Origin of the sequence: Natronobacterium gregoryi SP2 (genome assembly GCF_000230715.2) — an archaeon.
In the GTDB taxonomy this organism is placed as follows: Archaea; Halobacteriota; Halobacteria; order Halobacteriales; family Natrialbaceae; genus Natronobacterium; species Natronobacterium gregoryi.
On sequence record NC_019792.1, the window covers coordinates 2616185 to 2628972 of the forward strand.

Here is a 12788-nt window from a genome sequence, read left to right on the forward strand (position 1 = left end):
AACGAAGCGCCTACATCGGCATCCCGCCGCTTTCCTCCGTCGCGTCCTGTGCGTTCTGCTGGGCGTTCTCGAGCAGCGTCGCCGCCGGACCGCGATAATCGTAGCCGGGGATGATCCCCTGAGCGTAGGTTCCCTCGACGTATTCGAGGAGTGCCTTTGCGTCCTCGACCCCTTCGGCGGCGTCCCAGGCAACGTACTCGAGTCGGACGAGTACCTCGCTCGCGTCGCGTTCGGCAACTGGCTCGTCGTGCGTGCTCGTGTGTGCGACGGAAAAGACGTCTCCGAGTCGGCGCCCGAGGGTCTCGAACCAGCCGTCTTCGACGACAGGTGCGACGGTTTCGCCCTCGACGGCGGCGTCGAGCGTCGGGAGGGAGACGGTGACAGTGAACTCTCCGTCCCGTTTCCCCTCGGCTTCCGCGGCGGTGACGGTCGCGTCGAAGACCGTCGTCTCGAGTGCGTACTCGTCACTGTCGTCGGTCGGTACGAAGGCGTCGTGGGTCTCGAGTTCGCGTTCGACGGCGTTCGGAAGATCGGTCATCGGTGTAGTCGACGGGCGTGATCGAAAAGGGTGTTGCGTTGTCTTCTTTCGACGATCGAACCGTTACGGGGCGAAATCGGGGGAATGCGGTGGGATCGTTTCACGATCGAAGCCAGTCGTTTCCGGTGCAAACGCCCCGCATAACTACAATCGGTATCGACGTTTCTCGTCGGCATGACACTCGACAGAGACGCCGCCGAACGTCGCCGCTTCGCCCGCCTCCTCGGAACCGACGAGCGCGTCGGCTCCGGCCTCCCGATCGGACGTGCCTCGAGTAAACAATCGGTAACGGACCACACGGACGAGAGAGACGAAAGTCGAACGGACGACACCGAGACGGGCCAGTGACGATCGAGACGCGATTGGACCGGCAGGTGTCGTCCCCGGTCACACGGGTCGCCGAAGTCGTCCGCAGCGGGGCCCGAACCCGTCTCCGGTTGCGCCGTCACTGACGACGGCAGCCCGTGTCAGGCGTGCTCGATCGCCCGGTCGAGGTCGGCGACCACGTCGTCGACGTCCTCGATCCCGACCGAGATCCGGACGAGGTCGTCGGTGACGCCACTGGCCAGTTTCTCCTCCTCGGTGAGTTGCTGGTGGGTCGTGCTCGCGGGATGGATGATCAGCGTCTTCGCGTCGCCGACGTTTGCCAGCAGACTCGTGAGTTCGACTTCGTTACAGATAGTCTCGGCCGCGTCGTACCCTCCCTCGAGTCCGAAGGTGATCATCCCACCGTAGCCACCCTCGAGGTAGTCCGTCGCGTTCTCGTGGGTTTCGTGACTCTCGAGGCCGGGATAATTGACCCAGGAGACCTCGGGGTGGTCCTCGAGGAACTCGGCGACGGCCATCGCGTTCTCGCAGTGCTTTTCCATGCGCAGGGGGAGCGACTCGAGTTTCTGCAAGGTGACCCAGGCGTCGAACGGCGCTTGCTGGTTGCCCAGGTCGCGCAGGCCACGGGTTCGTGCAGCGATGGCGAACGCCTGTTTGCCGAAGGTCTCAGAGAAGTTGATCCCGTGGTACGCTGGGTTGGGTTCGGTGAGTTCGGGGTAGTCGCCTTCCTCCCAGGGGAACGAGCCGCCGTCGACGAGGACACCGCCGACGGTCGATCCCGCGCCGTGAATCCACTTGGTCGTGGAGTTCCAGACCAGATCTGCCCCGTGTTCGAGCGGCCGGCAGAGATACGGCGTCGCGAAGGTGTTGTCGACGAACAGCGGCACGTCGTGGTCGTGTGCGATGTCGGCGATACGCTCGATATCGGGGGTCACGAGGGCCGGGTTGCCGATCGTCTCTAAGTGGACGAAGGCCGTGTCGTCGTCGATCGCCTCCGCGTAGGCCTCGTAATCGAGCGTGTCGACGAACGTCGTCTCGATCCCTCGCTTCTCGACGGTGTGGGTGAGGTAGGTGTAGGTCCCGCCGTACAGCGACGACGAGGAGACGATGTTGTCGCCGACCTCGGCGAGAATGAACGTCGCCAGGTCGAATGCAGCCATTCCCGACGACGTGGCGAGCGCGCCGACGCCGCCCTCGAGCGTCGCGATGCGTTCTTCTAACATCGCGTTCGTCGGGTTCATGATCCGCGAGTAGATGTTGCCGAACTCCTCTAAGCCGAACAGCGAAGCGGCGTGTTCGGTATCGGCGAACTCGTAGGAGGTCGTCTGGTACAGCGGCGGTGCTCGTGCGCCCGTCGTCGGATCGGGTTCCTGGCCGGCGTGGACGCTGTCGGTGGCGAATCGGTAGTCGTCGGAGTCGTCGGTCATACGTATCGACTCACGTCCACCGAACCTAAAACCGTGAGTTGTCGCAAAAGACGCCGATGTCGACGACGCTGATACGGATTGCTGTACCGATTTACCGGCGCAACCGCCGCCCGGGTCGCGGTTGTGCCGGAAATGACCTACAGTAAACCGTATGACACGGCGACACTCGACGAGTGGCGAGCGAGCGTCGGTGGCGGTTAGACGAAAAGCGACGCGAACACGTCACTGAGCAGGACGAGCAAGATTCCTGCGAGGATGACACCTGTTGTCCACACGATCAGGATGTACAGTGCCCGTTTGATTTCTTCTTTTCGCTCACCGGCCTGAACGGCGTTTTCAGTACTCATTGTCGGGGGTTCCAGCGCGATAGACATAACTCTACTCCCTCGAGACAGTCATTTACGACCGCTTTAATCGAGCGTTACTCGAGCAGCGATTCGCCGGTCATCTCGGGTGGTTGTTCGATCCCGATCACCTCGAGCATCGTCGGCGCGATGTCGGCGAGTGTGCCACCGTCGCGGACCGCCTGTCCGCTGTCGGAGTCGAACGCCGACGGGGATCGCAAACCGTTACTGCCTCGGTCGCCGTCACTGGGCGTCAGAGACACGAACGGCACGTCGTTGTACGTGTGTGCGGTGTGTGGGTCGGCTTCCGTCCCCATGTTGTCGGCGTTACCGTGATCCGCGGTGACGAAGACGTGTGCGCCGCTCGTCTCCAGCGTCGCCACGAGCCGTCCGAGCTGTTCGTCGACGGCCTCGACGGCTTCGATGGCGGCCTCGTAGTCGCCAGTGTGGCCGACCATGTCGGGGTTGGCGTAGTTGAGTACGAGCACGTCGGGGTCGTCGCGCTCGATGTGGTCGATCGCCGCGTCGGTCACGTCCGGCGCGCTCATCTCGGGCTGGCGGTCGTAGGTCGGCACGTCGGGACTCTCGACGATCGTCCGACTCTCGCCGTCGAACTCGACCTCGCGACCGCCGTTCAGGAAGTAGGTGACGTGGGCGTACTTTTCAGATTCGGCGATCCGCAGTTGCGTCTTGCCGTGGTCCGCGAGTACCTCGCCCAGCACGTTCTCCGGCTGTGTGGGCGGGTACGCGACCGGCAGATCGAACGTCGTGTCGTACTGGGTCATCATCACGACCGCCGCGTCCGGCGGCTCGGTCTCGACATCGTCGTGCCAGTCTCCCGGGCGGATGTCCGCGAGCATCCGGGTGAGCTGTCGGGCGCGATCCGAGCGGAAGTTGAACCAGACGACCGAGTCGCCGTCCTCGAGGGCGGGTTCGCCCGAGACGAGTGTCGGCTCGACGAACTCGTCGGTCACGTCCTGGTCGTAGGACTCCTCGACGGCCTCGAGTGCCGACGCTGCCTCGAGCTCCGCCTCGCGGTTCACGATAGCGTCGTAGGCTCGTTTCGTTCGCTCCCAATTCTGGTCGCGGTCCATCGCGTAGTACCGGCCGGCGACGGTCGCGACGTGGCCCGTGCCGTGGTTGGCGATCACGTCCTCGAGTTCGGCCAGGTACTCGCGGCCGCCGGTCGGCGAGGTGTCGCGGCCGTCGGTGATCGCGTGGGTGACCGCTTCGACGTCGCGGTCGGCGGCCAGTTCGATCAGCGCGTGGAGGTGTTCTTGATCGGAGTGGACGCCACCGTCGCTGACGAGGCCGACGAAGTGGACCGTGCCGTCCGTCTCGCGGGCGTTGTCGAACGCCGCGTTGATCGCATCGTTCTCGCGGAAGGAGCCGTCCGCGATCGAGTCCGAGATGCGAGTGTACTCCTGGTAGACGACCCGTCCGGCTCCGATGTTGAGGTGGCCGACTTCGCTGTTTCCCATCTGTCCGTCGGGAAGCCCGACGCGCCGGCCCGAGACCTCGAGCGTGCCGTACGCGCCGGTGCCGGCGAGTCGATCGAAGTTCGGCGTTTCGGCTGCCGAAACGGCGTCTCGACCGCCGTTACCGAGCCCCCAGCCGTCGAGGACGATCAACGCAGCGTTCATATGCGACGGATACCGACCCGAGCGTAACTAGCTGTCGTTGCCGGCGACGCTTCGCTCCGGTGACAGCACCGAAGCGAACGCAACTCTGAACATTGCTGGGATCGAATCGAGAGTGATGAGCGACTCCGATCTCGAGGTCCCCGACGAACCGATCGTCCTCTTCGACGGTGTCTGTAACCTCTGTAGTGGCTTCGTGCAGTTCGTCGTTCCGCGAGATCCAGAGGGGCGCATTCACTTTGCCTCCATCCAGTCGGCGGTCGCAGAGGAGTTGCTGGCCGAACACGAACCGCCGGTCGACGACCTCGAGTCGATCGTCCTGATCGACGGCGACGACTGTTACGTAAAGTCCGGCGCTGTCATCCGAATCGGGGAGTATCTGGGCGGCATCTACGGGCTCGCGACGGTCGGTCGAATCGTGCCACGACGGCTTCGCGACTGGGCCTACGAGTTCGTCGCTGCGCGCCGGTACGACTGGTTCGGCAAGAAAGACCAGTGCATGATGCCGACTGGCGACGTTCAGGAGCGGTTCCTCGAGTGACGAGCACACTGGAGACGGAATTGGCCACGCGGACGCGTTGTGCTACGTGTCGCTTTGTGGCACAGTCGCGGGAGACGGTACGGTTTCCCGAACAGCCTCGAGCTACTCCTGGTCTGGTTACCGGTCGGGGCGATGTTCTGCCAAGGTGTTGGAATGAACGGCAAGACAGAACGTCGGCGATTGGGATCAGGCCGACACCGGCGAAAAGAGCACTGTCCAGGCAGAGAAGAGGACGGCCGCGACGACGATCGCCCAGACCCAGCCGTCGGTCGGCACGTGTCGAGCCGGGTCGTCGGCGGTGGCCAGCCGGTAGCCCGCAAACGCGATCAGTCCGATCCCGCCGAGGACCATCATGACCGAGCCGGGATCGACGACTCGTGCGTTGAGATTGGCAATCCCCAGGACGGCAAAGAGGCCACCGGCGACGACGATCGACGCGTAGTAGAGGACCACTTTGAACATGCTCGAGAATAGTCAATACGGGGACTAAAGCCTTCCTAGTAGTGTTTCATACGGATTGCTGTAACTATTTCCCGCCGATCGCCGACCCCGTTCTGGCGATCGGCGGTAATTGAATACAGCAAACCGTATCAGTTCCGTCCTATGGGCCAAATCCAGTCGTGTGTGGTCGGGTCGACTGACCTGTCGCTGCTTGGCGGTTCTGGCTACCGACGGGGGTTGCGACAGCCGATCGCAACGGAAAACAGGAGTTTCGGCCGTCGGAACCGAACGAGAGCCGCGGTGTGAGGGGCCACCGGCAGACGCTGCCGATCACTGGATTTTTGCTGGTGGGCTGGGTGCCACCTGTCATGACGCTCGATCCGGTCCACTTCGAAGGGATCGCACGACTCGCGAGACGGATCGACCACGGGGCCGACGAGCGCGATCGGCGTGCGTTCGCCGAGACCGTCTGGGCGGAGTTTCTCGACCCACTTCGTGACGACGAGGGGCGTACGGTTCTCGAACCGGTCGGCGAACAGAGGCGTCGATTCGTGGACTGTGAGGACGTGGCGCTCCGAGAGCAGGCGTTTCCGACCGAGCACGGACTCGACGCCGGCACGATCAACCCGACGACGTTCAAGAACGGACTCGTCGTCGATGTTGCACAGGCAGCGATGAGTGCGACGCCGAGCGACCTCGATCTGCACCGTTCCCGGACCGTCGTCGCGACGGTTCACTCGAACGACGAGACGATGACAGTCGACGAAGCGTGGCACAAGTTCGACGACGGCTACAGCCGCAGCCAGGCCGTGAAGGTACCACCCCTGCCCCGGTTCGCCGAGGGCGTCGTCCACGCGCTCGCGCTCTACCTCGCCGAGAGCGAACACGCCCTCGAGCACGCCACGAACGTCGAGGACCTGCTCGTGCTCGACGGACCGATCTACCCCCGTGGCCTGCTCCGGTGGGCCGACCGCCATCCCGATCTCGAGGACTTCCTGCTCGAGGACCCGCGCCCGACGACCGTCCTCGAGAATTACGTTCGGCTGGTCGAGGCGTTCGTCGACCAGGACCGGCCGCTCGTGGGGTTCGTCAAGAATCCGTCGACTCGCGTAATTACGCGGACGCTAAAGCGCAACCGGCGTGTCGACGTTAGTACGCCGTGGAGCGACGATGCAGCACTCTTTACGCGACTGCTCGAGCGCGGTGAGTACGTCGACGACGTCGAAGGTGACCGCTGGGAACGGGAGACGTCGGCGCTGACTTACACGAACTGGTTTCGGTCTCGTGGCGGGGTCGACCGACCGCTGTCGACCGACGGAAACGCCCTGGGCGTCAAGCAGAACTTGTCGACCGAGAACTACGAGGTCACGTTCTTCGTGGTCTACGATCCGCGGGACGATCTCGTCTATCGGGTCGAGGCACCGTACGCCTTCACTCGCGATCCCGATCGCAGAGAACGGCTGACGATGCAGCTCCTGCAGGATGTCGCCGTTGCTCACGGTCCACCGACGGTCGTCGAGAAGGCCGACGAACTGGCCCGGATCGACCGTTCGGAGAAGCAATCGCTCCGGGAGTCTTTCGAGGCGGAGTTCGAGACGAGCCAGGACCGGACCTACGACGACCACAGGTGGGAGGGGTCGTACTGATGCGGTCTGTTGGGATCGCGCACAGCTACTCGACGCGTGGTTCTACTTTCTCGACCTCGAGTTCGACGGTGTTCGGGTCGACGCCGATGCGAGCGAACTGTGTGGTGACGTGTTCTCTGGCCCGCTCGAGCGCCTGTCGTTTGGTGTCGAATCCTCGGGGCATCGGTGACTCGAACGCGACGTGGATCTCTCGGTCGCCGATTCGCTGAACCGTCCCGCCGCTGTCGACCTCGTAGAACTCGTCGCAGACCCAGACGTACGCAGCGTCGCCGTCGGGTGCACCGCTAAAGGAGGGCGGGCATTCACCGCGTTCGTACAGGGTGCCAGTGAGCTCGGTCCCGCCGGCACGACCGCGCACCATGAACATAGCAGTGAGTACGGTCTCCGGCAGCAAAAAGGGCGCGGAAGCGAGAGTAACACGGTGCTAGAACCGGGTGTGCCGGCGTCGACCGGTTCGTTTCCGGACGACTATCGGTCCGATAGTAGAGACGATCGCGTCTGAGAGACAGTCAACCGCTCGTTATTACGCGCTGTTCGCTCTCTACTGTGGCTCATACTGAGTTATTGGACGATTACGAAAGTAATAGACACGTTCTTGATCCAAATCGTTTTGGAAACGGGCTTATGCCCCTTGGAGGAGTGAACGGTAATAATGAGTTCGGACGCTCACCTCGGCGGTACGACCGATCGGCACCTGCTGGACGACGTCCCGGCGGAACAATACGGGGTCTTTCAACACCCCAGACGGGTTCGTCTGCTCGCCGCGCTCGAAGACCTGTCTGCGCCGTCACTATCGGAGCTGACGGCCGCAGTCCTCGAGCGAGAAGCCGGCGAGGGCGACGTTCCGGCGACGCGCCGGCGCGAGGTACGGACGGCGCTCGTCCACAACCACGTCCCACGGCTCGACGACCATGGTATCGTCGAGTGGGACCGAGACCGAGACGTCGTCGAACTCCGCGAACGAGCGTTGCTCCAGTCGGCCGCGCTCGCTGATTTGCTCGAGGGAGTCGACGACGAGCGAGCGGTCCTCGACCGAGTTCTCGATCCGCTCCGGCTTCGACTGATCGACGAACTCGCCGAGAGCAGCCGGCCGCTCTCGCTCGAGCAACTCGCGTCGAAACTCGCCGCGTACGATGGCGTCCCCGAGGCCGATCGGGCGAAAGTCGGTCTCCATCACTCCCATCTCCCAACGCTCGAAGACGCCGGCGTCCTCGACTACGATCGTCGTGCCGGGCTGGCTTCGCTCACCGAGGACGTTCCCGAGATCGTCCGGTAAGTCGTTGTCACAGCCGAGGTTTCTCATGACCCCAGCAGGTGGGTCTCTTTCTGTCGCCAGCGAATGCCCGCTCCAACCGCCGACACAGTCACCTGTCGGTCCGGTTGACTGGCCGATCGGAGGGAAACGCGTTTTAGTAATCGGTCGGATATACTGATTATGAGTGAGCTGGGAGACTTCGGCGAGTTTACGTCCGACGAGAGCGACGACGCCGCAAGCGCAGGCGCGACGGGTGAGGACGGCAGTCCCTCCGGGGCAGATACCGACGATGACTTCGAGCCGACGAACGTCGACCCCCACGGCGAAGACGTCGGTATCGGTGCGATCTGTGTCTCCCAGGGGCTTCGCATCGCCGAAGACGAAGACGACACGACGCTGCGAGCGTACGTCACCCGCGGCAACCGGTCGTCGGTCCGGATCGGGAGCTATCTCGTCGCACCCTACCCCGACGGTGAGACGCTGTTCTGTCGAATCACCGGTCTCGAGTACGCCCAGCAGTACCACGCCGACGACGCGACGGAGATCCACGCCAGGCGTGCGATGCGGACCGACGACGTCGAGGAGGCCGATTACAAGTTCGTTGCGGGGCTCGAGCCCGTGGCCGTCCTCTACGACGACAGCGCGGAGCAAAGCTCCGCGAGCAGCCGGACGAAGTCCGGCGACGATGTGGATCTTAAACGGCGGATGACCGACCGCGTGCCGAAACCCCAGACCGTCGTCCGGCAGGCGACCGACACCGAGACGATCAAGACTGGGCTGAAGATTCCCGACGACGGCGTCTTCCTCGGCCACCTCTCGGTCGGCGGCGAGAAGGTACAGACCGCGGCTTCGCCGCCGACGATCGACTACCGTTTGAAAGACGACTACGAGGCCGGCGATCCGTTGGTCTTTCGTCACAGCCTGATCGCCGGCGGGACGGGGTCGGGGAAGACCCACGGCGCAAAGAACATCTTGCGCCAGTACCTCGCCGAGGAGCGAACGTATCCGATGGAGGACGGTCGATCCGTCCAGGCGGCCGTCGTCCAGTTCGACCCGCAAGACGAGTACGCTCAGATGCACGACGACAATCCCGACCTGGACGGCGAGTATGCCCGTCGCCTCGAGCGGGAGGGAGTCGCCTACGGCGGCGTCGACGAGACGACGGCCTTCGTGCCAAAAGTCGGCTCCTCGTCGTACTCGGCGGGCCACCACCGCGCCGAGCAGGTCGAGTTCACGATTCCGTTCTCGATGGTCCACGAGAACCCGTGGCTGGTCGCGGGGAGTGGACTGAACGACAATCAGTACGGCGCGTTGACGAGCGTGCTCCTGAAGCGGTTCCGGAATGAGTACGGGTGGGAGGCGACCTACGAGGAGTTCACCACGTTCCTCGACGACCCCGCGCTCCGGGAGGAACTCGACGAGTCCGGTCGCGTTCACGAGGCCACCTTCGACGCCGTCCGCCGGCGCGTGCTCGGCTTCGACCACGTCTTCGACCAGGACGCGCGACCGATCACCGACATGATCGGCGACTTCGTCCGCCCCGGCGGCCTCTCGGTCGTCCCGACCTACCACGTCAGCGATACGCGGGCGGCCGAGACCGTCGTCCTCGCGCTCTCGTCGCTGTTGATCGACGAGAAACTCTCGAACGACCCGACCTACGACCGGATCAAGGAGACGCCGCTGGTACTGGGGATGGACGAGGCCCACAACTTCCTGACCGACGCGGACTCGGTGCAGGCGGGCAAGGTCATCACGAAGTTCACCGAGGCAGCGAAGCAGGGCCGCAAGGAGCGACTCGGCCTCTTCCTGATCACCCAGGACCCACAGGACATCGACGACGCCGTCTTCAAGCAGATCAACACCACCATCGTCCTCAACCTCGGCGACGAGGACGCCATCAAGAGCGTCAACATTCCGAGCAACCTCGAGTCGAAAGTACCCTACATGGAGAAAGGACAGATGGTCGTCTACTCGCCGGACAACTCCGAACCCGTCGAGTTGATCGGCCTGCCGAAGTGTCTGACTCGGCACGGACGCGACTGACGGTTACTGCGCGAGGTAGCCGCCCTCGACGGGCAGGGTCACGCCGGTCACGCGAGAGGAGAGGTCGGAGCCGAGAAAGAGTACGGCGGTTGCGATCTCTTCGGGGTCGGCGAGGCCGGGCATCGGTTCGGTCTCGCGGAACTGCGTTTCCATTGCTGGGTTTTCCGCCATCACGCGCTCGATCATCTCTGTGTGGACGATTCCGGGCGCAACGGCGTTGGCACGAATTCCCTCGTCGGCGTACTCGATGGCTGCGTGCTTGGTGAGGTTGCTCACGGCCGCCTTCGCCGCCCCGTAGCCGCTGTACTGTGGAACCGCGACCTCGCCACCAATCGAGCACGCGCTGACGATCCGCCCGCCCCCGTCGGCGCGCATCGCCTCGATGCCGTATTTTATCCCGTACCAGACGCCTTTGAGGTTCACGTCGATCACCTGCTCGAACGCCTCGTCGTCGTACTCGTGCAGTCGGGACACCGGTCCTTCGATGGCCGCGTTGTTGTAGAGAACGTCGATACCGCCATACTCCTCGAGGGCGGTTTCGATCATCGCCTGAACGTCTTCCGGGTCGGAGACGTCCGTCTGCACGAACGTTGCTTCACCGCCGTTTTTCTCGATGCGTTCGACGGTGTCAGTTCCGCCGTCGTCTACGTCGGCGACGACGACCGATGCGCCGTGACTGGCAAACGTCTCAGCCGTCGTCCGGCCGATTCCCGATGCCGCTCCCGTAATAACCGCAACCTCGTCTTCGAGCAGTTGCATGACCAGTGTTTTCGATACGCGTGGGAAGAATTGCTGCGATCGTTCATCCGTTTCCCGGGCGGGGACTCGCCGACTCGACTGGCAGATCAGATCGAGAACTCCCGACGCGGCGAAGGCGGAGACGACGAGAACGTTACTCCCGGCCGGATTCGAACAGCCGCGACGCGGCGAAGGCGGAGACGTGCTCGGCGATCGTCTCGTTTTGTCCGACGAAAAAGTGGTCGCCCGGGATCGAAACGACCTCGTCGTCGCGGTCAGTCGCCAGGTCGACGACCGGTTCCCAGTCGACGGTCCCGTCCCGTTCCCCGTACAGGACCTGAATCGGAACGGACAGCGACTCGAGGGCCTCGAGCGCGTCGAGATCCGCTCCGAGATGCGCGGTCGGTGCCAGCGCGGAGACGGCATCGACTGTCTCGAGGTCGTCCGTGGCGATCAACGCAAGCGTCGCGCCGAAACTGTACCCGAAGAGACCGACGCGATCGTAGCGCCCGTCGGCCCAGCAGACGGCGTTGCGGACGTCCGCCAGTTCGCCGTAGCCGTCGTCCCACTGGCCGTAGTCGAACCGGAGGCAGGCGATCGAGCGGTCGGTCAGCGCCTCGCTCATCGCGACGAGTCGGCCGTCTGTGCGCGAACCGCCGTGCTGTGGGTGGGGTGGGCAGGCGACGACGATCGCGTCCGTCTCCTCGTCGGGTTCCTCGAGCGTGGCTCGGACATCGCGGCCGCCAGGTACCAAGACGTCGCTCATGGCGAGTCGTTGTGACGGGACGGTAATCAACGCCCGCCCTCGATCGACGATCGGCGTCCGGTTCGAGGGAACCGGTCGCGTGACCGCTCTGGACGCCGTCGAGCACGATCGGTCGGGACTGTCGTCGAAGTGATGTTTTTAAGGTAGAGGAACGATACGTACGAGTATGGGCATCCTCTCTCGGACCTCCTACGTCATCCGGTCGAAAATTAACTCGCTGCTCAATCGAGCCGAGGACCCGACGGAGACGCTCGATTACTCCTACGAGCAGATGCGCGACCAGCTTCAGGAAGTCAAACGTGGTATCGCCGACCTGACGACACAGAAAAAACGCCTCGAAATGCAGAAACGCCGCCTCGAGGACAACGTCGAGAAACACAACGAGCAGGCCCGAACGGCGGTCCAGCAGGATCGCGAGGATCTGGCCCGGCGTGCACTCGAGAAGAAGAAAACGAAGATGAACCAGATCGAGGATCTGGAACGACAGATAGCGGACTTGCAGAACCAGCAGGACCAACTCATCGAGCAGAAAAACGAACTCCAGACTCGTATCGAGGAGTTCCGCACCAAAAAAGAGACGATGAAAGCCCGTTACGAGGCCGCCGAGGCCAGTTCCACGGTGTCGGAAGCGATGACGGCAACGGGCGAGGAGTTCGAGGATGTCGGCCGCGCGATCGAACGCGCCGAAGAGAAAACCGAAGATATGGAGGCACGAGCCGCCGCGCTGGACGAACTTCACGAGAGTGGAGCCTTCGACGACGTCATCTCGGATAAAGACCGAATCGACCGCGAACTCGAGGAACTATCGGCTGGCAGTGGCGTCGAAGCCGAACTCGAGACGCTAAAGTCCGACGTTGGCGAGGACGAACCAGAGCCAGAGCCAGAGCCAGAGCCAGAACCGGAACCCGAACCCCAGAAGGCGGCCGACGTGGACGAACCCGCACTCGAGGACCTCGAGGAGGACATCCCCGACGAGGAGATCGAGGCCGAACTCGCGGAGTTACAGGACGAAGAGCGCGACTGATTCGGCGAGTTCTCGAGAGAGTATCGATCGGTGAGGGTAGTTTTTGACTTGGGTCGGG

At 63.5% G+C, this 12788-nt stretch carries 15 protein-coding genes; 7 read left to right on the forward strand and 8 right to left on the reverse strand.

The window, feature by feature from the left end:
* Positions 1–10: 10 nt before the first annotated feature.
* Complete coding sequence (locus NATGR_RS13065) at positions 11–538, reverse strand: DUF5813 family protein (RefSeq protein ID WP_005580480.1); 528 nt, start codon at positions 536–538, stop codon at positions 11–13.
* A gap of 174 nt (positions 539–712) precedes the next feature.
* Here NATGR_RS13065 and NATGR_RS19960 point away from each other — a divergent pair, with 174 nt between their 5' ends.
* Positions 713–886: a hypothetical protein gene (locus NATGR_RS19960; protein ID WP_005580481.1), complete on the forward strand. Its 174-nt coding sequence runs from the start codon at positions 713–715 to the stop codon at positions 884–886.
* A 119-nt stretch (positions 887–1005) separates the two neighbouring features.
* On the opposite strand, the gene NATGR_RS13070 is transcribed toward NATGR_RS19960, so the two are convergent.
* The 3 genes from NATGR_RS13070 to gpmI all read right to left on the reverse strand — a co-directional run bounded on the left by NATGR_RS13070 (position 1006) and on the right by gpmI (position 4279).
* Positions 1006–2292 carry an O-acetylhomoserine aminocarboxypropyltransferase/cysteine synthase family protein gene (locus NATGR_RS13070; RefSeq protein WP_005580482.1) on the reverse strand — a complete coding sequence of 429 codons (1287 nt, stop codon included), beginning with the start codon at positions 2290–2292 and terminating at the stop codon, positions 1006–1008.
* Positions 2293–2489: 197 nt separating this feature from the next.
* Entirely contained in the window at positions 2490–2639 is a 150-nt protein-coding gene (locus NATGR_RS19495; RefSeq protein WP_155897282.1) for a hypothetical protein, read from the reverse strand.
* 74 nt (positions 2640–2713) lie between these two features.
* Entirely contained in the window at positions 2714–4279 is a 1566-nt protein-coding gene (gpmI, locus tag NATGR_RS13075) for a 2,3-bisphosphoglycerate-independent phosphoglycerate mutase (protein WP_005580483.1), read from the reverse strand.
* A 115-nt stretch (positions 4280–4394) separates the two neighbouring features.
* On the opposite strand from gpmI, the gene NATGR_RS13080 reads away from it, so the two are divergent.
* Complete coding sequence (locus NATGR_RS13080) at positions 4395–4817, forward strand: thiol-disulfide oxidoreductase DCC family protein (protein WP_005580484.1); 423 nt, start codon at positions 4395–4397, stop codon at positions 4815–4817.
* 186 nt (positions 4818–5003) lie between these two features.
* On the opposite strand, the gene NATGR_RS13085 is transcribed toward NATGR_RS13080, so the two are convergent.
* Positions 5004–5279: a hypothetical protein gene (locus tag NATGR_RS13085; protein ID WP_005580485.1), complete on the reverse strand. Its 276-nt coding sequence runs from the start codon at positions 5277–5279 to the stop codon at positions 5004–5006.
* 347 nt (positions 5280–5626) lie between these two features.
* On the opposite strand from NATGR_RS13085, the gene NATGR_RS13090 reads away from it, so the two are divergent.
* On the forward strand, positions 5627–6904 hold the full coding sequence (locus NATGR_RS13090) for a DNA double-strand break repair nuclease NurA (protein WP_005580486.1): 1278 nt from the start codon (positions 5627–5629) through the stop codon (positions 6902–6904).
* A gap of 25 nt (positions 6905–6929) precedes the next feature.
* On the opposite strand, the gene NATGR_RS13095 is transcribed toward NATGR_RS13090, so the two are convergent.
* Positions 6930–7271 (reverse strand): DUF7113 family protein, encoded by a 342-nt coding sequence (locus tag NATGR_RS13095; RefSeq protein WP_005580487.1) that lies wholly within the window; start codon positions 7269–7271, stop codon positions 6930–6932.
* 285 nt (positions 7272–7556) lie between these two features.
* On the opposite strand from NATGR_RS13095, the gene NATGR_RS13100 reads away from it, so the two are divergent.
* Both NATGR_RS13100 and NATGR_RS13105 read left to right on the forward strand, forming a co-directional pair.
* The gene (locus tag NATGR_RS13100) at positions 7557–8180 is read left to right on the forward strand and encodes a DUF7344 domain-containing protein (protein WP_005580488.1); all 624 of its coding nucleotides are present in this window, start codon (positions 7557–7559) and stop codon (positions 8178–8180) included.
* Positions 8181–8339: 159 nt separating this feature from the next.
* Entirely contained in the window at positions 8340–10202 is a 1863-nt protein-coding gene (locus NATGR_RS13105; protein ID WP_005580489.1) for an ATP-binding protein, read from the forward strand.
* Between the two features lie 3 nt (positions 10203–10205).
* Here the strand turns inward: NATGR_RS13105 and NATGR_RS13110 are convergent, their stop codons facing one another.
* Together NATGR_RS13110 and NATGR_RS13115 are read right to left on the reverse strand one after the other, a co-directional pair.
* Positions 10206–10961, reverse strand: a complete 756-nt coding sequence (locus NATGR_RS13110; protein ID WP_005580490.1) for an SDR family NAD(P)-dependent oxidoreductase — start codon at positions 10959–10961, stop codon at positions 10206–10208.
* 133 nt (positions 10962–11094) lie between these two features.
* Positions 11095–11706 (reverse strand): alpha/beta hydrolase, encoded by a 612-nt coding sequence (locus NATGR_RS13115; RefSeq protein WP_005580491.1) that lies wholly within the window; start codon positions 11704–11706, stop codon positions 11095–11097.
* Here NATGR_RS13115 and NATGR_RS20460 point away from each other — a divergent pair.
* The gene (locus NATGR_RS20460; RefSeq protein WP_269459368.1) at positions 11705–11839 is read left to right on the forward strand and encodes a hypothetical protein; all 135 of its coding nucleotides are present in this window, start codon (positions 11705–11707) and stop codon (positions 11837–11839) included. The genes NATGR_RS13115 and NATGR_RS20460 overlap by 2 nt on opposite strands.
* A gap of 33 nt (positions 11840–11872) precedes the next feature.
* Positions 11873–12730, forward strand: a complete 858-nt coding sequence (locus tag NATGR_RS13120; RefSeq protein WP_005580493.1) for a PspA/IM30 family protein — start codon at positions 11873–11875, stop codon at positions 12728–12730.
* Positions 12731–12788 lie beyond the last annotated feature (58 nt).

What these genes read in the sequence shown, in the direction of transcription:
- NATGR_RS13085 (WP_005580485.1), bottom strand. Translation starts at nt 5,279, where the DNA reads ATGTTCAAAGTGGTCCTCTACTACGCGTCGATCGTCGTCGCCGGTGGC.
- NATGR_RS13065 (WP_005580480.1), bottom strand. Translation starts at nt 538, where the DNA reads ATGACCGATCTTCCGAACGCCGTCGAACGCGAACTCGAGACCCACGAC.
- NATGR_RS13110 (WP_005580490.1), bottom strand. Translation starts at nt 10,961, where the DNA reads ATGCAACTGCTCGAAGACGAGGTTGCGGTTATTACGGGAGCGGCATCG.
- NATGR_RS13090 (WP_005580486.1), top strand. Translation starts at nt 5,627, where the DNA reads ATGACGCTCGATCCGGTCCACTTCGAAGGGATCGCACGACTCGCGAGA.
- NATGR_RS13120 (WP_005580493.1), top strand. Translation starts at nt 11,873, where the DNA reads ATGGGCATCCTCTCTCGGACCTCCTACGTCATCCGGTCGAAAATTAAC.
- gpmI (WP_005580483.1), bottom strand. Translation starts at nt 4,279, where the DNA reads ATGAACGCTGCGTTGATCGTCCTCGACGGCTGGGGGCTCGGTAACGGC.
- NATGR_RS13105 (WP_005580489.1), top strand. Translation starts at nt 8,340, where the DNA reads ATGAGTGAGCTGGGAGACTTCGGCGAGTTTACGTCCGACGAGAGCGAC.
- NATGR_RS19495 (WP_155897282.1), bottom strand. Translation starts at nt 2,639, where the DNA reads ATGAGTACTGAAAACGCCGTTCAGGCCGGTGAGCGAAAAGAAGAAATC.
- NATGR_RS13095 (WP_005580487.1), bottom strand. Translation starts at nt 7,271, where the DNA reads ATGTTCATGGTGCGCGGTCGTGCCGGCGGGACCGAGCTCACTGGCACC.
- NATGR_RS13070 (WP_005580482.1), bottom strand. Translation starts at nt 2,292, where the DNA reads ATGACCGACGACTCCGACGACTACCGATTCGCCACCGACAGCGTCCAC.
- NATGR_RS13080 (WP_005580484.1), top strand. Translation starts at nt 4,395, where the DNA reads ATGAGCGACTCCGATCTCGAGGTCCCCGACGAACCGATCGTCCTCTTC.
- NATGR_RS20460 (WP_269459368.1), top strand. Translation starts at nt 11,705, where the DNA reads ATGGCGAGTCGTTGTGACGGGACGGTAATCAACGCCCGCCCTCGATCG.
- NATGR_RS13100 (WP_005580488.1), top strand. Translation starts at nt 7,557, where the DNA reads ATGAGTTCGGACGCTCACCTCGGCGGTACGACCGATCGGCACCTGCTG.
- NATGR_RS19960 (WP_005580481.1), top strand. Translation starts at nt 713, where the DNA reads ATGACACTCGACAGAGACGCCGCCGAACGTCGCCGCTTCGCCCGCCTC.
- NATGR_RS13115 (WP_005580491.1), bottom strand. Translation starts at nt 11,706, where the DNA reads ATGAGCGACGTCTTGGTACCTGGCGGCCGCGATGTCCGAGCCACGCTC.